This window comes from Streptomyces pallidus (ex Mingjun et al. 2026), from assembly GCF_051550185.1.
Taxonomy (GTDB): domain Bacteria; phylum Actinomycetota; class Actinomycetes; order Streptomycetales; family Streptomycetaceae; genus Streptomyces.
The window spans coordinates 7,673,597-7,699,564 of sequence record NZ_CP196181.1 but is presented as its reverse complement, the minus strand read 5'-3'; the positions used below and the strand labels follow the sequence as shown (position 1 = coordinate 7,699,564).

Below are 25,968 nucleotides of genomic sequence, written 5' to 3'. Positions count from 1 at the left end.
TCCCCTGGCCGGTTCTCAGCCGCGTCGAGGCCCGCCGTGACGGAACTTCTCGAGTGCGTCGGGCCCGCGGGCGAACCGATGGGCGGTCTGATCGAACCGCCCGGAATCCACCGGCGCGGCCTCCTCCGCCGCCGCCAACACTGTCGGCGCAGGGCGGCCCGAGCATCGGGCCGGGGCGGCGCCGAGTCCCACCTCGGCGCCGCCCCGGTTCATCTCTCTCCCCAACACCACGTGTGTCTTCGCGCTCGCCGGCTGACCGGGGCGGCGGCCCTCCTCGGTCAGCCGGCACCGCTCCGGCCCGTGGCTCCCGGAGCGGCGAACGGCGTGCGGTCAGGGAAGGAGCGGGAAGAGGACGAGTGTCAGTGGCGCCGACACGGAGGACGAGGCGTAACAACTCGTCCCCGCGAAGGACGCGGTGTAGCTCGTCGCCGTGATCACCGTGCTGGGAACCGGCAGCATCGGCGGGGCCAGTGTCGCGACCCCACTGGCGTTGGTGAGCGCGGTCCCGAGGACGGTGGGCACGGGCAGCGTGTTCGCCCTGAACGTGACCAGTTGTCCCGCGAGCGGAGCGGTGCTGGAAGTGACCTTGAGCGTGGCGCTCATCGACGGGATGACGAACGTGCCGTTCGTCCGAAGCCGGATCTGCGCCGGGGCAGCCGTCAGCGTCGTGGGAGCCGGGTTCACGGTCAGGTTCGCCGCGGCGGCGGAGGGACTGTGGCAGGGGCCTCCGTTGTAGACGGCGTTCACCGTGCCGCTGGTGCCTGCGGTGGTGGTGACGCAGGCCTTGCCGCTCGCGTTGAGCGCCACCGTCTGGCTGAAGCCGCCGGGCCCGCTGAAGGTCACCGTCCCGGTGGGGGTGCCGCTGCCGGGCGCGATGGTCGTGACCGTGGCGCACAACGTCACCGGCTGACCGCAGACCGCGGGGTTGGGGGTGATGGTGAGCGCGGTCGCGGTCTGGGCGTTGTTCACGGTCACGCCCGTCGTGCCCGTCGATGACGTGAAGCATCCGTCGCCGTTGTAGACGGCCGTGACCGTGCCGCTGGTGAGGCTGCTGGTGGTGACGCATGCCGTGCCGTCGGGGTTCAACGGCACCGTCGAGTTCAGCCCAGCCCCCGTGAAGGTGACCGTTCCGGAGGGGACGCCACTGCCCGGTGCCACCGCGGTGACCGTGGCACACACCGTCACGGACTCACCGCACACCGACGGGTTGGGAACCACCGACACCGACACCGTGCTCGACGCCTGGTTGACGGTGACCGGCGCAGTGCCCGTCGACGGCAGGAAACATCCGTCGCCGTTGTAGACGGCCGTGACCGTGCCGGTCTCCAGGGTGGTCGTGGTGACGCATGCCGAGCCGTCGGGGTTCAACGGCACCGTCGAGTTCAGCCCAGCCCCCGTGAAGGTGACCGTTCCGGAGGGAATGCCACTGCCCGGTGCCACCGCGGTGACCGTGGCACACACCGTCACGGACTCACCGCACACCGACGGGTTGGGAACCACCGACACCGACACCGTGCTCGACGCCTGGTTGACGGTGACCGGCGCAGTGCCGGTTGATGAGGAGAAGCATCCGTCGCCGTTGTAGACGGCCGTGACCGTACCGCTGGTGAGGCTGCTGGTGGTGACGCATGCCGTGCCGTCGGGGTTCAACGGCACCGTCGAGTTCAGCCCAGCCCCCGTGAAGGTGACCGTTCCGGAGGGGACGCCACTGCCGGGCGCCACCGCGGTGACCGTGGCACACACCGTCACGGACTCACCGCACACCGACGGGTTGGGGACCACCGACACAGCGGTCGTAGTGGCCGCCTGGTTGACCGTCACCTCGGAGGTCCCGGTCGAGCCGGCGAAGCAGGAGTCGCCGTTGTAGACGGCCGAGTAGGTACCGCTGGTGAGGCTGCTGGTGGTCAGGCATGCCGTACCGCCCGAGTCCAGCGCCAGTGTCACGTTCAGTCCGCCGGGGCCGGTGAACGTGACGGTTCCGGAGGGCGTGCCACTGCCGGGCGCCACCGCGGTGACCGTGGCACACACCGTCACGGACTGGCCGCACACCGACGGGTTGGGAACCACCGACACCGACACCGTGCTCGACGCCTGGTTGACGGTGACCGGCGCGGTGCCCGTCGACGGCAGGAAACATCCGTCGCCGTTGTAGACGGCCGTGACCGTGCCGGTCTCCAGGGTGGTCGTGGTGACGCATGCCGAGCCGTCGGGGTTCAACGGCACCGTCGAGTTCAGCCCAGCCCCCGTGAAGGTGACCGTTCCGGAGGGGACGCCACTGCCGGGCGCCACCGCGGTGACCGTGGCACACACCGTCACGGACTCACCGCACACCGACGGGTTGGGAACCACCGACACCGACACCGTGCTCGACGCCTGGTTGACGGTGACCGGCGCAGTGCCCGTCGACGGCAGGAAACATCCGTCGCCGTTGTAGACGGCCGTGACCGTGCCGGTCTCCAGGGTGGTCGTGGTGACGCATGCCGAGCCGTCGGGGTTCAACGGCACCGTCGAGTTCAGCCCAGCCCCCGTGAAGGTGACCGTTCCGGAGGGGACGCCACTGCCGGGCGCCACCGCGCTGACCGTGGCACACACCGTCACGGACTCACCGCACACCGACGGGTTGGGGACCACCGACACCGCGGTCGTACTGGCCGCCTGGTTGACCGTCACGTCGAAGGTCCCGCTCGAGCCGGCGAAACACGTGTCCCCGCCGTAGGTGACGGTGACCGTGCCGGTCTCCAACACGGTGGTGGTGACACACGCCATGCCGCCGACGTCCAGCAACACCGTCTCGTTCAGTCCGCCGGGGCCGGTGAACGTGACGGTTCCGGAGGGAGTGCCACTGCCCGGTGCCACCGCGGTGACCGTGGCACACACCGTCACGGACTCACCGCACACCGACGGGTCGGGCTCCACCGACACCGACACCGTGCTCGACGCCTGGTTGACCGTCACGTCGAAGGTCCCGCTCGAGCCGGCGAAGCAGGAGTCGCCGTTGTAGACGGCCGAGTAGGTACCGCTGGTGAGGCTGCTGGTGGTCAGGCATGCCGTACCGCCCGTGTCCAGCGCCAGTGTCACGTTCAGTCCGCCGGGGCCGGTGAACGTGACGGTTCCGGAGGGAGTGCCACTGCCCGGCGCCACCGCGGTGACCGTGGCACACACCGTCACGGACTCACCGCACACCGACGGGTCGGGCTCCACCAACACCGACACCGCACTGGTCGCCTGGTTGACCGCCACATCCGCGGTGCCCGTCGACGGCAAGAAGCAGGTGTCCCCGCTGTAGGTGACGGTGACCGTGCCCGTCTCCAGCGAGGTCGTGGTGACGCATGCCGAGCCGTCGGGGTCCAGGGTCACGGTTTCGTTCAGACCGCCGGGGCCGGTGAACGTGACGGTTCCGGAGGGAGTGCCACTGCCCGGCGCCACCGCGGTGACCGTGGCACACACCGTCACGGACTCACCGCACACCGACGGGTCGGGCTCCACCAACACCGACACCGTGCTCGACGCCTGGTTGACGGTGACCGGCGCGGTGCCCGTCGACGGCAAGAAGCAGGTGTCCCCGCTGTAGGTGACGGTGACCGTGCCCGTCTCCAGCGAGGTCGTGGTGACGCATGCCGAGCCGTCGGGGTCCAGGGTCACGGTTTCGTTCAGACCGCCGGGGCCGGTGAACGTGACGGTTCCGGAGGGAGTGCCACTGCCCGGCGCCACCGCGGTGACCGTGGCACACACCGTCACGGACTCACCGCACACCGACGGGTCGGGCTCCACCAACACCGACACCGCACTGGTCGCCGGGTTGACCGCCACATCCGCAGTGCCCGTCGACGGCAGGAAACATCCGTCGCCGTTGTAGACGGCCGTGACCGTGCCGGTTTCCAGGGTGGTCGTGGTGACGCATGCCGAGCCGTCGGGGTCCAGGGTCACGGTTTCGTTCAGACCGCCGGGGCCGGTGAACGTGACGGTTCCGGAGGGAGTGCCACTGCCCGGCGCCACGACGGTGACCGTAGCGCACACGGTCACAGACTCCCCACACACCGAGGGGTTGGGGTCCACCGACACGGTGGTGGTGCTGGCAGCCTGGTTGACGGTAACCGGTGCGGTGCCGGTCGACGAGGAGAAGCATCCGTCGCCGTTGTAGACAGCCGTGACCGTGCCGGTCTCCAGCACGGTCGTGGTGACGCACGCCATACCGCCCGCGTCCAGCAACAACGTCTCGTTCAGTCCGCCGGGGCCGGTGAACGTGACGGTTCCGGAGGGAGTGCCACTGCCCGGCGCCACCGCGGTGACCGTGGCACACACCGTCACGGACTCACCGCACACCGACGGGTCGGGCTCCACCGACACGGCAGTGGTGCTGGAGGCCTGGTCGACCGTCACGTCGAACGTCCCGGTCGAGCTGGTGAAGCACGTGTCCCCGCTGTAGGTGACGGTGACCGTGCCGGTCTCCAGTGCGGTCGTGGTGACGCATGCCGTGCCGTCGGGGTCCAGGGTCGCGGTTTCGTTCAGACCGCCGGGGCCGGTGAACGTGACGGTTCCGGTGGGAGTGCCGCTGCCGGGTTCCTCCACGGTGACCGTGGCGCACACGGTCACGGCCTGGCCGCATACCGAAGGGTTGGGCTCCACCGACACCGACACCGCGCTCGACGCCGGTTCGACCGTCACCTCGAGGGTCCCAGCCGAGGCGAGGAAGCACATGTCGCCGTTGTAGACGGCCGTGACCGTGCCGCTCTCCAGCGTGGCCGTGGTGACGCATGCCGTGCCGTCGGGGTCCAGGGTCGCGGTTTCGTTCAGACCGCCGGGGCCGGTGAACGTGACGGTTCCGGTGGGAGTGCCGCTGCTGGGGGGCGTGGCGACGACCTTGGCGCACACGAACACGGTCTGGCCGCATACCGAGGGGTCGGGCTGCACGAACACGGCGGTGCTGCTGGGCGCCTGGTCGACCGTCACGTCGACGGTCGCCCCGGTCCCGCCGGCGTAGCACTCGTCACCGCTGTAGGAGACGGTGACCGTGCCGGTCTCCAGCACGGTCGTGTCGACGCACGCCGTGCCGCCCGCGTCCAGCAGCACCGTCTCGTTGAGCCCGCCGGGACCGGTGAAGGTCACCGAGCCCGACGGGTTGCCGACGCCCGAGGAGGTCGGCGCCACGGTGGCGCAGAGCGTCACGGTCTGACCGCACACCGACGGGTTGGGGTCCACCGAGACTGCGACCGAGACGGGTGCGGGGTTGACGACGTGGAGCATCAGGGGGGAGTTCGACCCGTCGAAGTTCGCGTCGCCGGTATAGAAGGCGGCTGCCTGGTGGAAGCCGACGTCCAGGTTGCTGATGCTGACCTGTGCCTGCCCGTTTGCGTCCACGGGAGCGGTCAGCACCGGACCGTCGTCGCTGACGATGAAGGACACCAGCCCGGTGGGGGTTCCCGCGCCCGGCGGAACGGGGGTCACCTGGGCGGTGAAGGTCACCGTCTCGCCGCAGACCGAGGGTTCGGGGTCGAAGGCCAGTGTGGTGGTGGTCTCTGCGAGGGTGACCTCTTGGGTGTCCGCTCCCGCGGACGGGTCGTACTCTGCGTCGCCCGAGTAGTCGGCCTCCACCCCGTGGAGACCGACTTCCAGATCGCTGGTCGTGTACTGTGCCTGGCCGCTCGTGTCGAGCGGCACCGTCGTGACGGACACGCCGTCGACGACGAGCTCAACGCTGCCGGTCGGGGTGGGGCCGCCGGTGAATTCCGGCTGGACGGTGGCGGTGAAGGTGACCGCCTGGCCGAAGATGGATGGATCCGGTGCCGAGGTCACGGTGGTGATCGAACTGGCCATGGTACGGCTCCCTTTCGGATGACCCACGAAAGCAGGCGATTTCCTTCTCACCCGTATGGCGGAGCGCGGAACGTACGCGGAAATACTGGTGCGGCGTTCCGGAAGGAGCCCTTAGTCCACGGGGAGGGGGGCACATCAGCCTGCTGACACCAGCAGTAAGCATTCCGGGTGGGAACCTGGGCTAGACGGGTGAAGGTAATACCACTCGTTCGGCTCAGCGCGCACAGGCGCGCGAGAGGCGCTAAACCCGAATCGCGCGGCGCATTGTCGCCCCTTCCGAGAGGGAAAGGCTTCCTCCTCCGCCGTCTTCCAGGGTGTGCACAACCTGGCCCGGTGGGGCGTACTCGCGCTTCCGGGACAGTCTGGCGGGCTTAAGTGCGAAAGGAAGGATTCGGCACCGAGACGAACCGTGGTATTCCCCCGTGGGGTCCGGAATTCTCGGGGGTGTCACGGCCCCGCCGCAGCCCCTCGGCGCACGGCTGAGCGGTACGTCGAGGGGCTGCCGGTGCGGACGTCAGCCTTCCGGCGTCCGCCGGAGTGAGGGCGGGATACCCACCGGAGCCTGCGCCGTACCACCTGCGCGGTGGTGCGGTGCGGGGCATGGCGGGCACACGTGCCCGCCATGCCCCGCGGGGTGCGCTCCAGGGCAGCCGGCCGCTTCCCAATGCCGGCAGGGGCCTACGGGCGGACCGCCGTGATGGAACCGCCCCCACCCGCCCTCTTGTTGGCGGCGTCGGCCTCCTGCCGCGTGGGGTAGTCGCGCGTGACCCCGTTGGGGAGGGTCAGCCGGTAGACGAGTGTGGACCGGCCGGCGCGTCCGCAGTTGCATGCCATGGTCTTCCTCCTTCTGTTCGGCCGCTCCTGCGGCCGGTCAAGCGGGAGGGCCGGGGGAACTCCGAGGCATGCCCGACTCCCCGGCTCGTTCCCTCTACCTCTTATCCCCGGGCATCACACACTGACACTCAACGCCATATAGTCATATTTACATGCGGCGGCGATATTGCTGCTTCTCCCGACGTGACCTTCAGTCAAGCCAGTTGGCCGCCAGACCGGTGAGATAGGAAAGGGTGAGTACCATGGCGCCCGCCTGGAACCACGTTTCGCCGCCGACCCAGTGGGCGAGCGTGGTGACGGCGCCCGCAACCCAGATGCTGACGCACCATCCGCAAGTGATCAGATACGCCGGGTGGGAGTCTTCGCCGAAACGGTCGGCGACCCGAGAGCGAAAACCCGCGGCGAGGGCGTCCTTGGTGATGAATCGCGTGACGCGACAGACTGTGCCGAGCGACAGGAAGAAGATCAGCGCACTCATGGAGTTCATCGTAGGGTTCCCACTTCCCGCCCCTCTCGCGTTTCCTGGAATCCGACGGGAAGGGCGCAGCGGCGGGGAATGCCGGGAACGCCGGGGTGCCCCGCGGTCCGGGGGCCCGCGCCCCGCGCGGTCGGCGGTCATGGAGCGGGGCCCTGGGCCCGACGGAGTCCTGTCGACGCGGCCTCGTCGGCGTTCACCCGCGCCGAGGAGAGGCGACGGCGACCCCCGTCAAGCGGAAGCCAAAGCCGACCTCGCCGACGGAGGCGGCCGGCATCAGCACGGCCACCGCCCGCTCGAACGCAAACAACGTGGCCGAGTCAGTCCACTGTCCGCCGCTGGCGCGACGAACCACCGAACCCACAGGGGACAACCACCCCAGCCGCCCGGTCACCTGGTCAAAGCCCGCACGCCGAGTGGTACCGCTGCCCAGCCTTGGCCGAGCGGCACGTGCAGGTCGAGCAGAGCCGGCACGGCCCCGGCGACGGGCCAACACGGCCACCTGCTCAAGGAGGACGTCGGGGAACTCGACGTCACCGCCGAGGTGGACCAGAAGCAGTCCAGCCGTGGGGAGGACGCCACCGTCACAGCGCGTTGATCCGGGACGGTTGGCGGGACTCCGAAACGCTCAGCGTCCTCGAAGGCGTGCGGCGAGGCGGCCCGGACCGCCCGTGAGCGGCCGGGCAGCCCCTTACAGGCTCAGGCCAGCTTCTTGAGGAGCTCCTGAGCGAGCGGGGCCGAGGAGGCCGGGTTCTGGCCGGTGACCAGGTTGCCGTCGACCACCACGTGGGGCGCCCACGGCTCGCCCTCCTGGAAGTCCGCTCCGAGCTCCACCAGCCGGTCCTGCAGCAGCCACTTGGCGCGGTCGGCCAGGCCCGCCTGCGTCTCCTCGGCGTTGGTGAAACCGGTCAGCCGGCGGCCGGTGAACGGCGAGCTGCCGTCGGCGTTCCGCGCGGCCAGCAGTGCGGCCGGGGCATGGCAGACCACGCCGAGCGGCTTGCCGGAGGCGAGTGCCGCGGCCAGCAGCCGGCCCGAGACGGCGTCGACCGCCAGGTCCTCCATGGGGCCGTGCCCGCCGGGGTAGAAGACCGCGTCGTAGTCGCCGAGGTCAATCTCCTCCAGCTTCAGCGGCTTCAGAAGCGGGGTGATCGAGCCCAGGGCGGCGGCGATCCGGTCCGCGCCCTCCTGGCCGCCGTTGGACTCCGGGGCGAGGCTGGCCCGGTCCACGGTCGGTACGACGCCGCCCGGGGTGGCCACGACGACCTCGTGGCCCGCGCTGGTGAACACCTCGTACGGAGCCACGGCCTCCTCGGCCCAGAAGCCCGTCGGATGCTTGCTGCCGTCGGCCAGTGTCCAGTGGTCGACGCCGGTCACCACAAATAGGATCTTCGCCATTTCTCACGTCTCCGTTCACACTCAACGCCGTCGATCGTTGCGAACGTACGCCCTGCAACCCATTGGTATCCAATAGGCTCGCCTTTATGAGGAATAAGAAACCCAATGGGTCACGGAGCTCGGGGGACTCGGGGTCCGAGCCCGCGTTGCCCGCCCCGGCGGTACCGGGCCCGACGGACCTGAACCTCCTGCGCACCTTCCTCACTGTGCACCGGGCGGGATCCTTCACCGCCGCCGCGCGCCTGCTGGGCCTGTCCCAGCCCACCGTCACCACCCAGATCCGCGCCCTGGAGCGGCACCTGGGGCGCGAGCTGTTCGAGCGGCTGCCCCGCGGAGTGGCGCCCGCCCCGTACGCAGACGAGCTCGCCGCCCGCATCGGTGCCCCCCTCGACGAACTGGCCGTCGCCGCCGCACCGGCCGGGGGCGAGCACGACAGCCAGCCCGACCCGGTGCACCTCGCCGGACCCACGGAGCTCCTCTCCACCCGGGTCCTCCCCGCCCTCGCCCCCCTGATCGAGGCCGGGGTGCGCCTGCGCGTGACCACAGGCCTGACCGACCCGCTCCTGGAGGAACTTCGTGCGGGCCGCCACGACCTGGTGATCTCCACCCACCGCCCGCGCGGCCGCGCCCTGACGGCCGTACCCCTCGCCGACGAGGAGTTCGTCCTGGTCGCCGCCCCGGCCTGGGCCGACCGGATCGGCGGCCCGGCCCGGATCGCCGCCGAGGGTCCTGCCGCCCTGCAGGGCGTCCCGCTGATCAGCTACGCCGAGGACCTGCCCATCGCCCGCCGCTACTGGCGCCATGTCTTCGACCGCCGTCTGACCTGCCGGGCCGCGGTAACGGTCCCGGACCTGCGCGCCGTCCTGGCCGCCGTCGCGGCGGGCGCCGGCTACAGCGTGCTGCCCCGCTACCTGTGCGAGCAGCACCTCGCCTCCGGCGCCCTGACCACCCTCCACGACCCCGCGGACCCCCCGATCAACACGGGCTACCTGGTCCAGCGCCCCGGCTCCGCATCCAACCCCCACGTCGCCCGGGTCCGCACCCACCTCCTCCAGATGGCCCGCACCTGGTAGCGAGGCTTCGGTTGGACCGCCTTGCAGCGGCGGCGCCGACCACCGGGCGGGCCTACCCCCACGACCTGGCCGAGGTGCTGGGCGGCCCGGCCGCGGGCGGCGCGGTGCAGCCCACCACGCCGGCCCGGTGCACGCCCCGACCCGAGAGCCGTCCCCGGCATCGGCAGTCGTCCACGGAGTCTCCGTTCAGCCGACGTGGATGCCCGGTCGGCGGTCCGGGTCGGGTTCGTGGCTGCGGATGATCTCGCGGGCCACGGGCGCGGTGTCACCCCGTCCCAAAAGGAAGTACCGGACCATGTGGACCAGCGGGCTGCCCTCCGCCCACGCGAAGTGGCAGTGCGGCCGTACACCGGTGGCGTCACGCAGCGCCAGGAGGATCGCGGCGATGGCGTTCGGGGCGGCGGGGGCTTCGGCCCGCAGGATGCGGTAGCCGTCGACCTCCACCCCGCGCACGGTGAGCGTGTCGCTGAAGTCGGACGGGTCCACGACGTCGATCTCCAGGAAGAGCACGTCGGCACGTCCGGGTACCGGGTTCAGGCTGCGCTGTTCGTGCTCCTTGGCGCTGTACTCGGCGACGTCGCCGGCCTGCCGCCGGTTGGCGATGAAGTTGAGGGCCTGGTCGTGGGCGAGGCTGTCTGCGACGAACCTGCGTGCCGCCTCGTCGAAGACGAGGCGGTCGGCGCGCAGTTCGGTGGTGCGCGAGATCCGGGAGACGAGCGACACCAGGATGATGCCGGCGATGAACACCGCGGAGATGGCGATGCCGTCGGGCTTGTCGACGATGTTCGCCACCAGCGCGTAGAAGAGCACCAGGGTCAGTACCGAGAACCCGAGCGCGGGCGCGCGCCGGCCCTGCCGGGCCTCCGACAGCGTCACCGCGAAGGCGCCCGAGACCATCATGGCGAGGATGCCGGTGGCGTACGCTCCCGCCTGCTCGTCGACGTCGGCGTCGAACACGAACGTGATGACGATGCACACCGCGGTGTACACGAGTACGACCGGCCGCACGGCGCGCCCCCACTCCGGGGCCATGCCGTAGTCGGGCAGGTAGCGGGGGACGATGTTGACGAGCCCGGCCATCGCCGAGGCGCCCGCGAACCACAGGATGAGGATCGTGCTGATGTCGTAGACGGTGCCGAAGCCCTCCCCGACGTGCTCGTGGGCCAGCCAAGCCAGCGCGCGGCCGTTGGCCGCGCCGCCGGGCTGGAACTCCGCCGGCGGGATCAGCACGGTGGTGACGAAACTCGCCGACAGCAGGTACACGCTCATGATGAGCGCGGCGGTCGTCAGCAGTCGGCGGGTGTTGCGGATCCGCGACCGCAGGCGTTGCTCCTCGTCGGCGCCGTCGGCGGCGACGAGCGGCATCATGCTCACGCCGGTTTCGAATCCTGACAGACCCAGCACCAGCAGGGGAAAGGCGAGTAGCGCGGGGCCGACGAGGTGGCCGAACCCGGCGCCCTCGCCGACGAGTGCGCCCGTCCACGCCGTCAGCGCTCCGGGGGTGGTGAACACCTCGACGAGACCGACGGCGATGACGACCGCGTTGAGCGCCAGGAACACCGCGACGAGAGGGATCGCCACGCCGACCGCTTCACTGAACCCGAGCAGGAACACTCCGCCCAGCACCAGGAGCAGAGCGACGGTCAAAGCGACCTCGTGGCCGTGCAGCGCGGCGGGGAAGAACGGGTTCTCCACCACGTGGACGGAGGCGTCGGCCGTGGACAGCGTGATCGTGATGATCCACGAGGTGGCCACGAAGCCGAGCAGGACGAGGACGAACAGCTTCCCCCGCCAGAACGGGAGAAGGTCCTCCAGCATCGCCACCGAACCGGCGCCGTGCGGGCTCTCCTCGGCGACCCTGCGGTACATCGGCAGCATCCCGGCCAGTGTCAGGACCACGATCAGCAGCGTCGCCAGGGGAGACACGGCTCCGGCGGCCAGGGCGGCGATCGCCGGCACGTAGGCGAGGCTCGAAAAGTAGTCCACGCCGGTCAGGCACATGATCTTCCACCAGGTTTGGGGCACGGCGTGCCCTTCGTCCGCGGCAGGACCCACCGGCTGCACCTGGTGCCTCAGCAGCCATCGTTCCAGCCTTCCTCGCGGCTCCTTCCGCAGCGCGGGCCTGTCCACCGTTTCCGGCAGCGCCGGTTCGTTCTGCTCCGCCATGTCCTCGCAGCCCCTTCCGCCGGCCCACACCGTCACCGTGGCCCGGTCACGACACGCTTCACCCGCCGCGACGCGAACGCAACGATCACCGAGTATGTGCTGCGCGGCGGGACTGGGGCTGCGTACTCGCCGAAGGCTGCGACGGCCGGATCTCGGGTCGCCGCGGTACAGCGCCGACGCCACCAGCAGCTCACCACCTTGGTCGCGTACGGCTTCGTCGGTACGGCCGCCGCGAGACCCGGCGGGGAGGCCATCCGTGTCACTGGGCGATCATCATGTGATGAGCCCGGACTCGCGGACGGTGCTCCCGGATGCCGAGCGCGACCAGCGGGGATACGTCTGTCAGGCACAGGCGCCGTCGTCCTCCACGAGGGGCGGTTCAGCTGACCAACGCGAACCCCCGCGTCCACAGCACTTCGTAGGCGCACCGGTCCTCCGCCCCGGCCCTGGAAGCCGAACTACGGCCGGGTGACCTTCTGAGCTGGGACGCGAGGGCTCTCCGCGGCTTGCCGGCCGATGCGGGCGCTATGCATCCGTCTTCTCCCCCGCTTGAGGGCTTGCCAGCACCTCCGCCGGCCCACCGGACCGGCTGTCCCCTCGCCGCTTCGTAGGGTCTTGCTCTGCCTCTTGAATCAACTTCTCGGGCGGTCGTCCTGCGGCTCTGCGGGAGCTCTCTCTCCCGTGGAGTCCCGCCTGTAGGGCGAGATCGCCAACATGAGCGAATCGGAACTGAGGACGGCGAGTTCGCGGATGCGGCCCTGTGGCGGTGAGACGGCCGATGCCGGGGCTGGCGGCCGGATGGGCCTAGTCTCTCGCGCCGTTCAGTCGCGGAGGGCGAGTTCCTGGGCCATTTCCGCGCAGCGCACTCGGGCCGGGGAGAAGCCGTGGGGCAGCTTGGTGACTGCCTCGAAGGCGCTCAAGCCGCCGTCCTCGGCATCCGGCTCCGGTGTGTCTCCGGCGCCCGCGGGGTGCGCGGTGTCCAGGGCGTCGAGGAGGACTTCCTCCTCCTCCGCGATCCCGGACTCTTCGATCACCGTCATCAACTTCTTCTCGAAGGCGTGGCGCTGGGCGGCCGTCTCGGCGACACGCGGGTCGTCGACGGCGACGGTGTCGTCGAGTGCTTCCTCGCCGGCGTCCACGCGGTCGGACTCGGCCCGAAGTTCGGGATGGGTGGCCAGCGCGATGAACCGGGATGCCTGCACGGCCGCGCCGAGTGGGCCGAAGACCCGCTCGGTGACGAGCAGGGCGTCCAGGTCCGCGGGGCGCAGCGAGCCTTCGGGAAGGTTCTTCAGACGGCTGGTGACTGCCTCGGAGAGCAGGCCCATCCGGCTGCCCTCGGCACGCATCCGCTGCACGCGGGCCCGCTGGCGGGCAAGCTGCACCTCCTGGGCGGCGAGGGCCTCCTCCAGCCGGGCCAAGGTGGCCTCTATGCCGTCCCCTTCGTTCTCGCCGGTCCCGGTCCCGGTCCCGGTGCCTGTACCGGGCACGGTGGCGGTGAAGGCGTCACGGATGTCGTGCAGGGCGATGCCCGCGTCGGCCATCTTCCTGATCCACAGCAGCCGGACCACGTCCTGGAAGCCGTAGCGGCGGCGGCCGTCGCCGCCCCGTCCGGGCTCTGGGATCAAGCCCATGGCGTGGTAATGCCGGATCGCCCGCGGAGTCGTGCCCACGAGGGCCGCCACGTCACCGATCTTGGCCTGACGCGACACGAAGAAGGACATGGGCATCAGTGGAGGACCTTTCACAGACGAACTGAGGACGGCTCCACCTGACCACATCACGCTACGGCAGGTGCAAACCTGCACCTGCACCTCCACCTGCCCCTGCCGCGGTGCTTTGCGGAAGGCCGGCCGCCGCCGCACCGCGACCCGCTCGTTCGCGCGTGTGAGTCGGGTTCCGCCCGACCTGGTGGTCGGGCGGAACCCTGGGGTGGTGTCCGGCGTCAGGACGCGCGGCAGACTCGGCCGAGCGGCGCACCGGGTGTGCACCTGCCGCATGTCGACCGTCCAGGCCGCGGCCGCCCCGGTGACCCGAAGCACAGCCCGCACGCATGCACGCACTGCGGTTCCGGATTCCGGCGGCGGCGGGCATGGGCGGCTGCACGACGCTGCAACGCTGCGACCGGCGGTGGCGCACGCACTGCTGGGGTGAGGCCGGGCGGGCCGCGCTCGGCCGCCGATGCAGCCAGGCCGGCTGCCAGTCGAGGCCGGGCCCTGCGCGCGTCAGACGTGCCGGTGGCTGTGGCGGTTGCCGGTGACGGCGCGGTGGAGGGCGAGGACGATGACGGACCCGATGATCGCGGTGATCCAGGTGGACAGTTCGAAGAAGCCGTCGACGGATTCCACCCCGAAGATCACCTTGCCCAGCCAGCCACCGAGGAGACCACCGGCAATACCGATCAGCATGGTGATGACGAGCCCGCCGGGGTCCTTGCCCGGCATCAGTGACTTGGCGACGGCTCCGGCGATGAGTCCGATGATGATCCAAGCGATGAGACCCATGATGTTCCCCTTTGTCGATGGTGCAACTTCGCTGTCCGTGTGTACGCCGGTCGGTCGGTCAGAAACGGCCCAGTGGCGCGTCGCCCCAGTAGCCGCCGACCGAGCGGTGGTAGTCGGGGTCACCGAGGTGCTTGTCCCGGAGGAATTCGGGCGAGTTCTTGACCTGCTCCTTGGTCCGGTCGACGTAGACCTTCCGCTCCGTGGTGTCGATGCGGAGGATCGTGCCGGCAGGGAGGAGCACTTCCTTCCCGAAGATCCACGGTCCCGTGTCGACGACGATCCACGAGGCGTCGGTCTCGCTGGAGTGCTTGTCGACGTGGCCGATGCTGCCGTCGACGGCCTCCACCGCGTAGCCCACCAGGTCTGTGCCTTCGAGGCGGCCAACGGTGAGGCGGTAGGCCCAGATGTTGCCGGTCATGACGTTCCTTTCTTGGCGGCCGTCAGGGTGCCTGACGGTGGGGCTGCTGTTCTTCACGTGCGCGGCCGGATGGCAGGCGGATCGTGCAGAGGGCACGGCGGGTGCTGTGGTCGTCAGCAGCTTCCGAGATGACGCGAGCGGCGGTGGACCACCGACCGCGCCCCCAGGCCGAGCAGGCCGGCGGCCGTGAGCAGAACGGCCGTGTGGCCGTGGGCGAACGACTGCGCACGGGCCTTCGGCTGCGCCGCGGATCGAGCGAACGCCGCAGACCTGCCACGGCTGCGGCTGTTCGTGCCGGCCTTCCCGGCCACGCGCGAAGCGGCGTCGCTCATCAGGCGCGTGAAGCGGGACATCCAGGCGGGACCGGGCGGGGCCGTGCCGTCGGCGTGTTCGGGCGTCATGTTGACTGTCATGGAGCGCGCTTGCCCCGTCTCGGCGAAATGACTCACCCTTCTTGCCGGAACGTGGCTCGCCCGACGAGGAGCGCATGGGCGAGGGGCCGACGGCCGGTCCAGCAAGTGGTGAACCACCTGATGCCCGGGCGGGACCGGGTCCGCCCCGACGGTTCGGTTGTCGGCCAGGCGTTCAGGCCGTCGGAAGTGATCGCGTCCCACAACTCACGTGGGGGCCAACGGCCATGCGCTGGAGGCTGAGGTACCCGGGTCCGACCAGACCTCTGGCCGCCCATCGAAGACGATCTGGGCGCAGCGGGCACCTCCCGGCCCCGCGGCGTCGGCCCCTATCCGGAGCACGGCGGCCATCGCCGACGTACTCGCCAGCTTCCGGCGATGTTCTCAGACGCACGTCAGCCCCCGTTGGGCCCTTCCGGGTCCGTACGGGGGCTGTCAGGCCTGCCGTTACTTCAGCAGGGTGCGGAACTCTTCGAAGTCGAGGACCCCGTCGTGGTTCAGGTCGGCCGCCATCGCCTTCTTGACCTCTTCAGCGAGGTGCCCCTGGGCGCCCTCGGCCTTGAACCCCTCCGCCAGTTCGACGATGTTGATCTGCCCGTCGCCGTCCGTGTCGATCTCGTCGAACAGCGCCCTGAGCTCGGCCTCGTTCATGACATTCCCCTCTCGCGTTCACAGGACCCCGAAGGTCCAAACATGCCCCACCACCCTGCCACACCATCAACACCACGCTGACCGGTCGAGCCTTGGGGCGGGACCGCCTCGCCCGCCAGCGCCCCTGGCCCCCACACTGACGCCGGCACCGGGCCTCCCCCGCCGGGCTTTGCCCATCGAACGGAGGGTCGCCCAGCGCCCGCGCGCCCCGGGGCGCGCGGGCGGTGCGTCAGGGGATCCAGGGCCGCCAGACGTCCTCGTGCCGCTCCACCCAGGTGCGGGCGGCCGCTTGCGGGCTGAGTTTGCGCTCGGCGATCAGCAGCGCCACCTCGTTCTGGTCCTCGGCGGTCCACCGGAACCGCTTCAGGAACTCGGCGGCCTGTCCGCCGTTGTCGGCGAAGCGGGCGTTGAGGTACTTCTTCAGCGGGGTGTGCGGGTAGGCGCACGCCACCTTCTCCGGGTCGGCGTCGCAGCCCTCCTCGTGTTCGGGCAGTTTCACCTCCGTCATCGGGACGGTCTCGAACAGCCACTGCGGCACGTACCAGTACGTCAGGAACGGCTTGCGCTCCTTCGCGAACTGCTTGATCTGGGTGATCTGGGCGGCCTCGGAGCCCGCGAACACCACCTCGTAGTCCAGGCCCAGGTTCTTCACCAGGGCCTTGTCGTTGGTGACATAGGAGGGACTGCCGTCGAGCAGCTGGCCCTTGCCCCGGCTCTCCGGGGTGCGCATCCGGTCGGCGTAGCGGTCGAGGTTCTTCCAGTCCGTGACGTCGGGGTGCTCCTGGGCGAAGTACTCGGGCACGAACCAGCCGATGTGGCCGGTGAGGCCGTTCTCCCCGCCGGAGACGACGGTCTTCTTGTCCTTCACGTACCGCTTCTCCTGCTCGGGGTGGCCCCAGTCCTCCAGGAGGGCGTCGATGCGCCCCTGGCTGAGGGCGTCCCAGGCGGGGACCTCGTCGACCTGGACGGTGTCGACGCGGTAGCCGAGTTCGTGCTCCAGCAGGTACCCGGCGACGGCCGTGTTGGCCTGGGCGCCGACCCAGGACTGCACGGACAGGGTGACCGACTTGGCGCCCTGCGCGGCGGCGTACGGGGACGCCTGCGCGGTCATGTCGGCCGCGCCGCAGCCGGTGGCCAGCAGCAGGCCGGCCGCGGCTGCGGCCGCGGTGACCGGCGTACGGCGGGCGCCGGAACGGGGATGGTGGGCGGTCATGCCTTCGACTCCTTCGCCGGCTGGGTGATGCGGTCGAGCAGCAGCCCCAGGCAGACGATCGCCGCGCCCGCGACCAGTCCGGTGGCCAGGTCGCCGCGGGCGAGGCCGAACACGACGTCGTATCCGAGGGCGCCGCCGCCGACCAGGCCGCCGATGATGACGACGGCGAGGACGAGCACCACGGCCTGGTTGACCGCGAGCAGCAGGGACGGGAGGGCCAGCGGCAGCTGGACCTGGCGCAGCAGCTGGGCCCGGGTGGCACCCAGCGAGCGGGCCGACTCCACGGCGGCCGGACTGACCTCGCGCAGTCCCTGGGCGGTGATGCGAACCACGGCGGGCAGTGCGTAGATGACGGCGGCCGCGGCGGCCGGGGCGCGGCCCACGCCGAACAGGGCGACCACCGGGATCAGGTAGACGAACTGCGGCAGGGTCTGGCAGACGTCGAGCACGGGCCGCAGCAGCCGCTCGGCGCGGGCGCTTCGGGCGGCGCCGATGCCGATGGCGAAACCGAGCAGCAGGGTGACCGTCACCGCGGCGAGGACCTGGGACAGGGTGTCCATGGAGGCGTCCCAGACGCCGAGGACGCCCACGGCCGCGAGGGCGGTGACGGCGCTGACGGCGGTCCGCCAGGTACCGGTGCCCAGGGCTGCGGCGGCCACCAGCAGCAGCACCGACCACCAGGGCAGCCCCTGGAGTGCCGCGCGCAGCGGGTCCAGGACCCAGCCGGTGAACGCGGCGGCCCAGTCGGCGGTGCCGCCCACGACGGGCACGCCGGAGTGGAGGTGGCCGGTCGTCCAGGCGACGGCCCGGTTGACGGGCTCGGCGACGGACACGGTCCAGGTGTCGGGCCACTGCGTGGTGCCGAGCATCCGGCCGGCGACCGAGACGGCGACGGCGGCCAGCACGGTGAGCAGGTGCCCGTACCAGCCGGAGAAGACCTGCCACAGCAGGGGGCGGTCGGCCGGAGCGGGGCGGGCGCCCAGGCGTTCCCCGGCAGCGTGCGCGGTGCGGTCGAGGACGACGGCGAGCAGCACGATGGGGATGCCGGCGGCGAGGGCGGCGCCGACGTCGACGGAGGCGAGGGCCTGGTAGACGCGGTCGCCGAGGCCGCCGGCGCCGATCACCGAGGCGATCACGGCCATGGAGAGGGCCATCATGACGGCCTGGTTGACGCCGAGCATGATCTGGCGGCGGGCCAGGGGCAGCCGGGCCGTCAGCAGGCGCTGCCGGCCGGTCGCGCCGAGGGAGGTGGCGGCCTCCAGGACGCCGCCGTCGGCTGCGCGCAGACCGAGCGCGGTGAGCCGGGCCATCGGCGGCGCCGCGTAGACGATCGTGGCGAGGACGGCGGCCGGCACGCCGATCCCGAAGACCAGGACGACGGGGAGCAGGTAGGCGAACGCCGGAAGGATCTGCATGGTCTGCAGGACCGGGGCGAGGAGCCGTCCGGTGCGCGGGGACAGTCCGGCGGCCAGTCCGAGCAGGCCGCCGATGAGGACGGACGCGGCCACCGCGACCACCATCAGGGCGAGGGTCTGCATGGTGGGGATCCACATGCCGAGCAGACCGCACACGGCGAAGGCGGTGACGGACACGGCGGCCTGGCGGACACCGGCGAGGCGCCAGGTGAGCAGGCCGGCGAGGGCGAGGACGCCGGTCCAGCCCGCGGCGAGCAGCACCAGGTAGACGGCCCGCACGGAGATCACCACGGTGTTGCTGATGTGCCCGAAGAAGTAGAGGAACGCGGGATGGGTGTCGCGGTTGTCGATGATCCAGTCGCCGGCGGAGCCGAGCGGGCCGGAGAGGTCGACGTCGAGTGCCGTGGGCCAGGCGGCGCCGGGGAACAGCAGTCCGAGGGTGACGAGGGCCGCCGCGGCGGCGGCGAAGGGCAGGAGGCGGCGCCGGACGTGCCGGGCGAACGGGGCGCGTCCGCCGGCCGAGCGGCTGCCGGGGCGGGCCGGGGTGCCGCTTCCAGCGGAGGGGCCCGCGGTGCGGGTGTCGCCCGTGCCGGACAGCACGACCCTGGCACTGGTCAGGGTGCCGGTGGCGGGGCGGGGGCGGGCGCCGGGCGGGGGCGTGGGGTTCCCGTTGCCGGGGCGGACGGTGCCGCGCGTCCGGCCGGCGGGGGTGCTGGTATGGCCGGCGGTGCTCATGCGGTCGTCTCCCCCCGGCCGGTTGCGGGGTGCGATACGCCGGCCACCACCGCGAGGAGCGCGGCGTCGTCGACGACGCCCAGGCAGCGTCCGTCGTCGACCACGCGGGCGCTGCCGCCGCTGCGCGCGACGGCCTCGATGGCGTCGGCGACGGTGGCCGACGGGGCGAGGGCCGGCCCGTGGCCCGGATCGCCGGGACCGGCGGGGCGCATCGCGCTGCGGACGGTGAGGACCCGTTCGCGCGGGACGTCGCGGACGAATTCGCGGACGTAGTCGTCGGCGGGCGAGGCGACGATCTCCTCGGGTGTGCCGATCTGCACGATCCGTCCGTCCCTCATCAGGGCGATGCGGTCGCCGAGGCGGAGGGCTTCGTCGAGGTCGTGGGTGATGAAGACCATGGTGCGGCCGTCCTCGTGGTGCAGGCGCTCGACCTCCTGCTGCATCTCGCGGCGGATCAGCGGGTCGAGGGCGCTGAACGGTTCGTCGAAGAGCAGCACTTCGGGGTCGCAGGCGAGGGCGCGGGCGAGGCCGACGCGCTGCTGCTGGCCGCCGGAGAGCTGGTCGGGGCGGCGCTCGCCGAGGCCGTGCAGGCCAACCTTGTCCAGGAGTTCGCCGGCGCGGACCCGGCGCTCGGTGCGGCCCATCCCCTGGATCTCCAGCCCGTAGGCGATGTTGTCCAGGACCGTGCGGTGCGGGAGCAGGCCGAAGTGCTGGAAGACCATGGCGACGCGGTGCCGCCGCAGCTCGCGGAGCCCGTTCCGGTCCATGGCGAGGACGTCTTCGCCGTCCACCGACAGGTGGCCGGCGGTCGGCTCGATGAGCCGGGTCAGGCAGCGGACCAGGGTGGACTTTCCGGAGCCGGACAACCCCATGACGACGAACACCTCGCCCTTGCGCACGTCGAAGCCGACGTCGCGGAGGGCGGCCGTGCAGCCGGTACGGGCACGGAGGTCGGCCGGCGGCAGGGCCGCCTCGGCCGAGCCGGGGATGCGGGCGGCGGCCGCGGCCGGGCCGAACACCTTCCACAGGCCGCGGACGGAGAACACCGGGGGACGTTCGGCGGGCGCGTCGGCGGGCGGGGACTGCGGGGGACGTCGCGGGTCGTGCTGCGCGCCGGGCTGCGGGAGGTGCTCCGTGCCGGGCGCGCCGCCCTGGGCGGGGACGGTGTGCGCGTACGGGTTCTCCGCGTGGGTCGCGTGTTCCGGGGCGCGGCTCATCAGGCACCACCCCCCAGCAGTTCGGCGGCCTTCTCACCGACCATGAGCACTCCGATCATCGGGTTGACGGCGGGCATCGTGGGGAACACGGACGCGTCGGCGATGCGCAGGCCGTCCAGGCCTCGGACCCTGAGCTCCGGGTCGACCACCGCCTCCGGATCGTCGGCGGCGCCCATCCGGCAGGTGCCCGCCGGGTGGTAGACGGTGTGCGCGACGGATCGGGCGTAGGCGCTCAGTTCCTCGTCGCCGGTGATCTCCGGGCCCGGGCAGACCTCCCGCCGCAGCCAACCGGCGAGCGGCTCGGTGCGGGCGACCTCGCGGGCCATCCGGATGCCGTCGACCAGGGTCCGGGCATCGTGATCGTCTTCGTCGGTGAAGTACCGGAAGTCCAGGGCCGGTTTGACCGTCGGATCGGCACTGGTGAGGTAGAGCCGGCCGCGGCTGCGCGGCTTGGGGATGTTCGGGGTCATCGACACGCCGTGCGCGGGGCGTGTGTAGCCGTGCCGCTCGGGGTTGTCGGTGAAGGGCACCTGGTAGAAGTGGAACATCAGGTCCGGGCCGGCGGAGTCCGGGTTCCGGCGTACGAACAGGCCGGCGTCGCTGTCCATCGCGGAGTTGTCCGGGATGGGGCCCTCCGTCTCCCAGACGATGACCGACTCGGGGTGGTCGAGGAGGTTCTCGCCGACGCCGGGCAGGTCGTGGACGACGGGGATGCCGAGCTCGGACAGTTGTTCGCCCGGTCCGATGCCGGAGAGCAGCAGCAGCCGCGGGGTGTCCACGGCGCCCGCGCAGAGGACGACCTCACGGCGGGCGGTGAGCAGGGCCTCGGTGCCGTCCGCGCCGCGGACGTGCACGCCGCGTGCCCGGTTGCCGTCAAGTTCCAGCCGGTACGCCCAGGTCTCCAGCAGCATCGTGAGGTTGTCGCGGGTGTCCATGACGGGGTGGAGGTAGGCGACGGAGGCGGAGGACCGCTTGTTGGTCTCCGGGTGGTAGGCGAGGTCGAAGAAGCCGACGCCCTCGTGGAACGGCTTCTCGTTGAAGCCCTCGATCACGGGTACGCCGAGCGCGGTGCGGGCGGAGGCGACGAAGTCGCGGGCGATGGCGTTCCGGTCCTCGTCGGCGACCGGGACGATGTGGTTGAGCAGCTTGTCGAAGTACGGGTCCATGGCGGAGGCGTGCCAGCCGTCGGCGCCCGCCTCGGCCCACTCGTCCCAGTCGGAGGGCAGCGGCCGGAACGAGATCAGCGTGTTGTGCGAGGAGCAGCCGCCGAGGACGCGGGCCCGGCTGTGCCGGATGTGGGAGTTGCCGCGGGATTGTTCGGTGGTGGGGTAGTCGTAGTCGAGTTCGCCGCCGAGCAGCTCCGTCCAGCGGCGCAGGGTCAGCACGTCGGGGCGGTCGACGTCGCTGGGGCCGCCCTCGACGACGGCGACCGAGACGTCGGGGTCCTCGGTGAGCCGGGAGGCGATGACGGAGCCGGCGGTGCCGCCGCCGACGATCACGTAGTCGTACGCGTGCGTGGTGTGGGGGTGGGTGTTCACGGTGTGCGGTTCCTCTCCTGGGCTCGTCCACTCATCCCGCGAACCAACGCACGGGGCGCGGGGCGAGGTTCTGGTAGACGTGCTTGGTCTCGCGGTACTCGGCCAGTCCCGCCGGCCCGAGCTCGCGGCCGGTGCCGGACTTGCCGAAGCCGCCCCACTCCGCCTGGGGCAGGTAGGGGTGGAAGTCGTTGATCCAGACGGTGCCGTGGCGCAGCCGTGCGGCGAGCCTGCGGGCGCGCCCTGGGTCCGCGGTCCACACGGCGCCGGCCAGGCCGAACTCGGTGTCGTTGGCGAGGCTGACGGCCTGGTCCTCGGTGCGGAACACCTCGACGGTGAGGACCGGTCCGAAGACCTCCTCTCGGACCACCCGCATCCCGCGGTGACATCCGTCGAGGACGGTCGGCCGGTAGAAGTAGCCGTCGGCGAGGCCCGGTTCGCCGGGGCGTCGGCCGCCGGCCCGGAGCACGGCCCCCTCGGCCAGGGCGGACGCGACGTACTCCTCGGTGCGGGCGCGCTGCGCCTCGGACACCAGCGGGCCGCATTCGACACCGGGGTCGGTGCCGCGGCCGAGGCGGATCAGGTCCGCGCGGCGGGCGAGTTCGGTGACGAACTCCTCGCGTACGTCCTCCTCGACGATCAGCCGGGAGCCGGCCGAGCAGACCTGGCCGCTGTGGATGAAGGCGGCGTTGAGGGCCTGGTCGACGGCGGTGTCGAAGCCTTCCTCGGTGGCGAGGGCGTCCGCGAAGACGATGTTGGGGTTCTTGCCGCCCAGTTCGAGGGCCGTCCGCTTCACCGTGTCGGCGGCGGCGCGGGCGACCGAGGTGCCGCTGGTCAGGCCGCCGGTGAAGGACACCAGGTCGACGGAGGGGTGTGCGGCGAGCCGGGCGCCGACCGGGTCGCCGGGGCCGGTGACCAGGTTGGCCACGCCGTCGGGCAGTCCGGCCTCGGCGAGCAGCTCGATCAGCACGACGGTGCTCAGCGGGGTGACCTCGCTGGGCTTGAGCACGAGGGTGTTGCCGGCGGCGAGCGCCGGGGCGACCTTCCACGCGGCCTGGAGCAGCGGGTAGTTCCAGGGGGTGATGAGGGCGCACACGCCGAGCGGTTCGTGGACGACGACGCTGTGCACGTCCTCCGAACCGGCGTCCACGACGCGGCCCGCGGTGCCGTCGGCGACGAGGGAGGAGTAGTACTCGAACGCGGCGGCGACGCACTCGACGTCGGTCAGGGCCTCCTGGACGGTCTTGCCGGTGTCCCGGCTCTCCAGCAGGGCGATCCTCGCCTTGTCGCGGCGCAGCAGGACGGCGGTCCGGCGGAGCAGGCCGGCGCGGACCCCGGTGGGGGCCCGGGACCAGGTGCCGGCGTCGAAGGCGTCGCGGGCTGCGGCGACCGCCGCGTCGGTGTCGGCGGTGCCGGCTTCGGACACCACGGCCAGCACGGTGGCGTCGGCGGGGTCGAGGACCTCGCGGGTGGCCCCCGAGATGGCGGACCTCCAGGTTCCGGCGATGTGGATCGTCTGCTGTTCCGACACGGCTCTTCGTACCTCCGGTGGTGCTGTACCGCGGGGTGTCCGCGGAGTTTCGGGCATGACGCCGCGGTTGCCCCGACGCGGCCGAAGCATGCACCTGAGGTAACTGAAAGTGACGGAGGTCACTGATGGTGCTGGTGTTTCTCGACGGCCCCGGCCAGCGCCGGGTGGCCGGTCCGGGGCCCGGCGGGGGCGGCGGCGTCGATGCCGAGGTCACGGCCAGGACGAGGGGCCGGATCAGGGTGCGGAGCCGGATACCCATGAGGCGGGCGCCCAGCAGGAGGCCCGTTGCGGGCTCGGCGAGGACCTTGCAGGGGCCGGTGGTGTCCCGTCCGGTAGGGGTGGGGGGCGCTCTCGTACGGTCGGCCGGGGTCAGCGACCGGAGCGACCGGAGCGACCGCACTGCCCGGGTGGGTGTTCCCCTGGAGCGTCGGCCTCGGTGCCGTGATGTCCGTGGTCGCCCTGGCGGCGCCGGTCGTGCGGGGCCGGCAGGGCGCGCTCGCCGCGCAGTTCCTTGCGGAATGCAGGGCACTGCTGGTGGTCCCCGGTCACGCATGAGCGGGTGCGCCGATCGAACGTCTCACGGTCCCCGTCCTCGCCGGCCTCGGAACCGACCGCATCGCGGTGCAGGGTGGCCTGGCTACGCCAGCGCACCTGGCCACACTGCTCGACGGCCCAGATCCTGCGTACGTTCGGGCGTGTGCTCCGGAACACCGGAACACACGCCCACGCCGCCGCGCCGAACCCTCCCCGGTAACGCGGTACCGGTCAGCGGCGCTTCAGGGCGCGACGGGTTCGCGTGAAGCGCTTCCGCGCCCGCCACCGGGCCCGGGTCAACCGCGGGGGTGGCCCGAGTGGTGACCGGGCTGGTGGTGAGGTGCGTACCCCTGCGGCCCCGGGTGGTAGCCGGCCTGCTGGGGTGCGTACCCCTGCCACGGCTGGTACACCGGGGTGCCTTGCGCGGGCTGCTGGTGGGACGCCCGGGCCGGATGCGGGCGGCGCAGCAACGCGTCGAAGCGCTCGTACAGGTCGCGTGCCCTGTCGGGCGGGGGAACGTAGGCGGTGACGGATCCGTCCGTCTGCTGGACCGTCACCACGGCGCCGGCGTCGGGGTCCACCTGGTGCCACACTCCGGCGAGGGCCGCACCGGGAACCCACCCCGGCTCCCCCTCCTCGCCGCCGCCGCGCCACCGACGCATCACCGTCCGCCGGTAGCTCGGGATCAGCAGCCCCGGGAGGGTGACCACCACGAGCAGGAAGAACACGACGCTCGCCACCACTCCGGAGGTCCAGTGCAGCAGTGCGAGGAGCGCCCCGTAGCAGACCGCGACGATGCCCACCCACAGACAGGCCTCGATGGCGGCGTCCGGCGCCCCGACCTTCCGGAGCAGGCTGAAGAGGCCCACTGACGCGAGCAGCACCAGTGCGGTGATGCACCCGGCCTCTTCGCCGAGGAGCTTCTCGGCGGTACGGCCTACGCGCTGATCCGGCCTGACAACGAAGCCGTCTTCGTGGAACTGGACGCGTATGCGCCCACCTGGCGTGGCTCTCACGCCGTTGATCTCGTACATGGCGATCACGCTAGCGCCGCCGTTCGCCCTCCGGAAAACCGCCCGGTTCGGTCCGGGACCGCGGAGCCCGTTCGCCTCAGCGCGCCACGCCCCGTCCAGCCGTCCTTGCGTCGTTGCCCCGGATGCCCCGGATGGGGGCTTCAGAGGACCAGGACCCTACGCCCGCGCGTGTGACCCGACTTGCTGTCGATGTGCGCCGCCGCGGCCTCGGTGAGCGTGTACGACTTCTCGACCGGGATGCGGAGCTTCCCCCGCGGGATGAGGCCGGCGGCCTCGGCGAGCGCCTCTGGCACACTCCCGGCCACGCCGGAGAAGCGGACACCGAACCGTGGCGCATCGAGATCGGCCATGGAGACCACCTTCTGCGCATCCCCGGTCAGCTCGACGAGCTCGCGGATCACGCCCGAGCCGGCCAGATCCAGAGCCGCGTCGACCCGGCCGAGCTCGCGCACCCGCTCCACCCAGCCCTCCCCGTTCGTCGTGGCGAGGGCACCCAGGCTCCGCAGATAGTCCTGGTTCGCGGCTCCCGCCGTGCCGATCACCGTGACGCCCCGGTCCCGGGCGATCTGCAACACCGCCGATCCGACTCCCCCGGACGCACCGCTGACCAGCAGCGTCTGCCCGGCGTGCACACCGACATCGCGGATGACGCGCAGCGCGGTCCCCACCACGGAGGGGTACCCGGCCGCCTCTTCGAAGGTCAGCCCCTCGGGCATTGGGCCCAGGCCGACAGCACGGCGAACTCGGCATATGTACTCGCCCCTTCGCCGAACACCTTGTCGCCGACCTCGACCCCTTCGACGCCCTGGCAGACCTCGTCGACCACCCCGGAGGCGTCCAGCCCGGCTCCGGAGGGCAATTCGACGGGATGCGCCCCCAGGACCTGGCCTTCACGGAGTCTCCAGTCGACGGGGTTCACGCCCGCCGCCCGCACGGCGATGCGTATCCGGCCGGGGCCCGCGTGCCCATGGCCGTGAGTCGCGGCCGTAGCCCGCACGCTCGTCGTGATCGACCCGC

Annotated in this window: 17 protein-coding genes and 1 pseudogene; 1 reads left to right on the top strand and 17 read right to left on the bottom strand. The window is 71.6% G+C overall.

Annotated features, from left to right (window positions below; all coding sequences use genetic code 11):
• Positions 1 to 330: 330 nt before the first annotated feature.
• From ACSHWO_RS34460 to ACSHWO_RS34445, 4 genes are all read right to left on the bottom strand, one after another.
• Positions 331 to 5,814: an Ig-like domain repeat protein gene (locus ACSHWO_RS34460; RefSeq protein WP_438318611.1), complete on the bottom strand. Its 5,484-nt coding sequence runs from the start codon at positions 5,812 to 5,814 to the stop codon at positions 331 to 333.
• A 678-nt stretch (positions 5,815 to 6,492) separates the two neighbouring features.
• Complete coding sequence (locus ACSHWO_RS34455; RefSeq protein WP_361094270.1) at positions 6,493 to 6,648, bottom strand: DUF7196 family protein; 156 nt, start codon at positions 6,646 to 6,648, stop codon at positions 6,493 to 6,495.
• Positions 6,649 to 6,838: 190 nt separating this feature from the next.
• The gene (locus ACSHWO_RS34450) at positions 6,839 to 7,126 is read right to left on the bottom strand and encodes a hypothetical protein (protein WP_438318608.1); all 288 of its coding nucleotides are present in this window, start codon (positions 7,124 to 7,126) and stop codon (positions 6,839 to 6,841) included.
• Positions 7,127 to 7,822: 696 nt separating this feature from the next.
• Complete coding sequence (locus ACSHWO_RS34445) at positions 7,823 to 8,518, bottom strand: type 1 glutamine amidotransferase domain-containing protein (protein ID WP_438318605.1); 696 nt, start codon at positions 8,516 to 8,518, stop codon at positions 7,823 to 7,825.
• 86 nt (positions 8,519 to 8,604) lie between these two features.
• Here ACSHWO_RS34445 and ACSHWO_RS34440 point away from each other — a divergent pair, with 86 nt between their 5' ends.
• Complete coding sequence (locus ACSHWO_RS34440; RefSeq protein WP_438318602.1) at positions 8,605 to 9,591, top strand: LysR family transcriptional regulator; 987 nt, start codon at positions 8,605 to 8,607, stop codon at positions 9,589 to 9,591.
• Positions 9,592 to 9,777: 186 nt separating this feature from the next.
• On the opposite strand, the gene ACSHWO_RS34435 is transcribed toward ACSHWO_RS34440, so the two are convergent.
• The 13 genes and pseudogenes from ACSHWO_RS34435 to ACSHWO_RS34375 form a co-directional block, all read right to left on the bottom strand.
• On the bottom strand, positions 9,778 to 11,757 hold the full coding sequence (locus ACSHWO_RS34435) for an amino acid transporter (RefSeq protein WP_438318599.1): 1,980 nt from the start codon (positions 11,755 to 11,757) through the stop codon (positions 9,778 to 9,780).
• An 821-nt stretch (positions 11,758 to 12,578) separates the two neighbouring features.
• Positions 12,579 to 13,484, bottom strand: a complete 906-nt coding sequence (locus tag ACSHWO_RS34430) for a MerR family transcriptional regulator (protein WP_438318596.1) — start codon at positions 13,482 to 13,484, stop codon at positions 12,579 to 12,581.
• 495 nt (positions 13,485 to 13,979) lie between these two features.
• The gene (locus tag ACSHWO_RS34425; protein ID WP_438318593.1) at positions 13,980 to 14,258 is read right to left on the bottom strand and encodes a GlsB/YeaQ/YmgE family stress response membrane protein; all 279 of its coding nucleotides are present in this window, start codon (positions 14,256 to 14,258) and stop codon (positions 13,980 to 13,982) included.
• Between the two features lie 58 nt (positions 14,259 to 14,316).
• On the bottom strand, positions 14,317 to 14,676 hold the full coding sequence (locus tag ACSHWO_RS34420; protein ID WP_361094249.1) for a PRC-barrel domain-containing protein: 360 nt from the start codon (positions 14,674 to 14,676) through the stop codon (positions 14,317 to 14,319).
• Positions 14,677 to 14,789: 113 nt separating this feature from the next.
• Entirely contained in the window at positions 14,790 to 15,125 is a 336-nt protein-coding gene (locus tag ACSHWO_RS34415) for a hypothetical protein (RefSeq protein ID WP_438318590.1), read from the bottom strand.
• A gap of 408 nt (positions 15,126 to 15,533) precedes the next feature.
• Positions 15,534 to 15,737 (bottom strand): EF-hand domain-containing protein, encoded by a 204-nt coding sequence (locus ACSHWO_RS34410; protein ID WP_361094243.1) that lies wholly within the window; start codon positions 15,735 to 15,737, stop codon positions 15,534 to 15,536.
• Between the two features lie 229 nt (positions 15,738 to 15,966).
• Complete coding sequence (locus tag ACSHWO_RS34405) at positions 15,967 to 16,950, bottom strand: ABC transporter substrate-binding protein (RefSeq protein WP_438318587.1); 984 nt, start codon at positions 16,948 to 16,950, stop codon at positions 15,967 to 15,969.
• Complete coding sequence (locus ACSHWO_RS34400) at positions 16,947 to 19,100, bottom strand: ABC transporter permease (RefSeq protein ID WP_438318584.1); 2,154 nt, start codon at positions 19,098 to 19,100, stop codon at positions 16,947 to 16,949. The genes ACSHWO_RS34405 and ACSHWO_RS34400 overlap by 4 nt, the downstream gene beginning before the upstream one ends.
• On the bottom strand, positions 19,097 to 20,317 hold the full coding sequence (locus ACSHWO_RS34395) for a quaternary amine ABC transporter ATP-binding protein (RefSeq protein ID WP_438318581.1): 1,221 nt from the start codon (positions 20,315 to 20,317) through the stop codon (positions 19,097 to 19,099). Before ACSHWO_RS34395 ends, ACSHWO_RS34400 begins: the two co-directional genes overlap by 4 nt.
• Complete coding sequence (locus tag ACSHWO_RS34390; protein WP_438318578.1) at positions 20,317 to 21,855, bottom strand: GMC family oxidoreductase; 1,539 nt, start codon at positions 21,853 to 21,855, stop codon at positions 20,317 to 20,319. The genes ACSHWO_RS34395 and ACSHWO_RS34390 overlap by 1 nt, the downstream gene beginning before the upstream one ends.
• 31 nt (positions 21,856 to 21,886) lie before the next feature.
• Positions 21,887 to 23,383, bottom strand: coding sequence for an aldehyde dehydrogenase family protein (locus ACSHWO_RS34385; protein WP_438318575.1), 1,497 nt, complete (start codon positions 23,381 to 23,383; stop codon positions 21,887 to 21,889).
• Between the two features lie 830 nt (positions 23,384 to 24,213).
• Positions 24,214 to 24,951, bottom strand: coding sequence for a hypothetical protein (locus ACSHWO_RS34380; protein WP_438318572.1), 738 nt, complete (start codon positions 24,949 to 24,951; stop codon positions 24,214 to 24,216).
• A gap of 140 nt (positions 24,952 to 25,091) precedes the next feature.
• A pseudogene (locus tag ACSHWO_RS34375) lies at positions 25,092 to 25,960 on the bottom strand (NADP-dependent oxidoreductase).
• Positions 25,961 to 25,968: the final 8 nt, after the last annotated feature.

Coding starts and splice junctions, on each gene's coding strand:
- ACSHWO_RS34425 (WP_438318593.1), bottom strand. CDS start 14,258: ATGGGTCTCATCGCTTGGATCATCATCGGACTCATCGCCGGAGCCGTC.
- ACSHWO_RS34400 (WP_438318584.1), bottom strand. CDS start 19,100: ATGAGCACCGCCGGCCATACCAGCACCCCCGCCGGCCGGACGCGCGGC.
- ACSHWO_RS34430 (WP_438318596.1), bottom strand. CDS start 13,484: ATGCCCATGTCCTTCTTCGTGTCGCGTCAGGCCAAGATCGGTGACGTG.
- ACSHWO_RS34435 (WP_438318599.1), bottom strand. CDS start 11,757: ATGGCGGAGCAGAACGAACCGGCGCTGCCGGAAACGGTGGACAGGCCC.
- ACSHWO_RS34420 (WP_361094249.1), bottom strand. CDS start 14,676: ATGACCGGCAACATCTGGGCCTACCGCCTCACCGTTGGCCGCCTCGAA.
- ACSHWO_RS34405 (WP_438318587.1), bottom strand. CDS start 16,950: ATGACCGCCCACCATCCCCGTTCCGGCGCCCGCCGTACGCCGGTCACC.
- ACSHWO_RS34445 (WP_438318605.1), bottom strand. CDS start 8,518: ATGGCGAAGATCCTATTTGTGGTGACCGGCGTCGACCACTGGACACTG.
- ACSHWO_RS34455 (WP_361094270.1), bottom strand. CDS start 6,648: ATGGCATGCAACTGCGGACGCGCCGGCCGGTCCACACTCGTCTACCGG.
- ACSHWO_RS34440 (WP_438318602.1), top strand. CDS start 8,605: ATGAGGAATAAGAAACCCAATGGGTCACGGAGCTCGGGGGACTCGGGG.
- ACSHWO_RS34410 (WP_361094243.1), bottom strand. CDS start 15,737: ATGAACGAGGCCGAGCTCAGGGCGCTGTTCGACGAGATCGACACGGAC.
- ACSHWO_RS34450 (WP_438318608.1), bottom strand. CDS start 7,126: ATGAGTGCGCTGATCTTCTTCCTGTCGCTCGGCACAGTCTGTCGCGTC.
- ACSHWO_RS34380 (WP_438318572.1), bottom strand. CDS start 24,951: ATGTACGAGATCAACGGCGTGAGAGCCACGCCAGGTGGGCGCATACGC.
- ACSHWO_RS34395 (WP_438318581.1), bottom strand. CDS start 20,317: ATGAGCCGCGCCCCGGAACACGCGACCCACGCGGAGAACCCGTACGCG.
- ACSHWO_RS34460 (WP_438318611.1), bottom strand. CDS start 5,814: ATGGCCAGTTCGATCACCACCGTGACCTCGGCACCGGATCCATCCATC.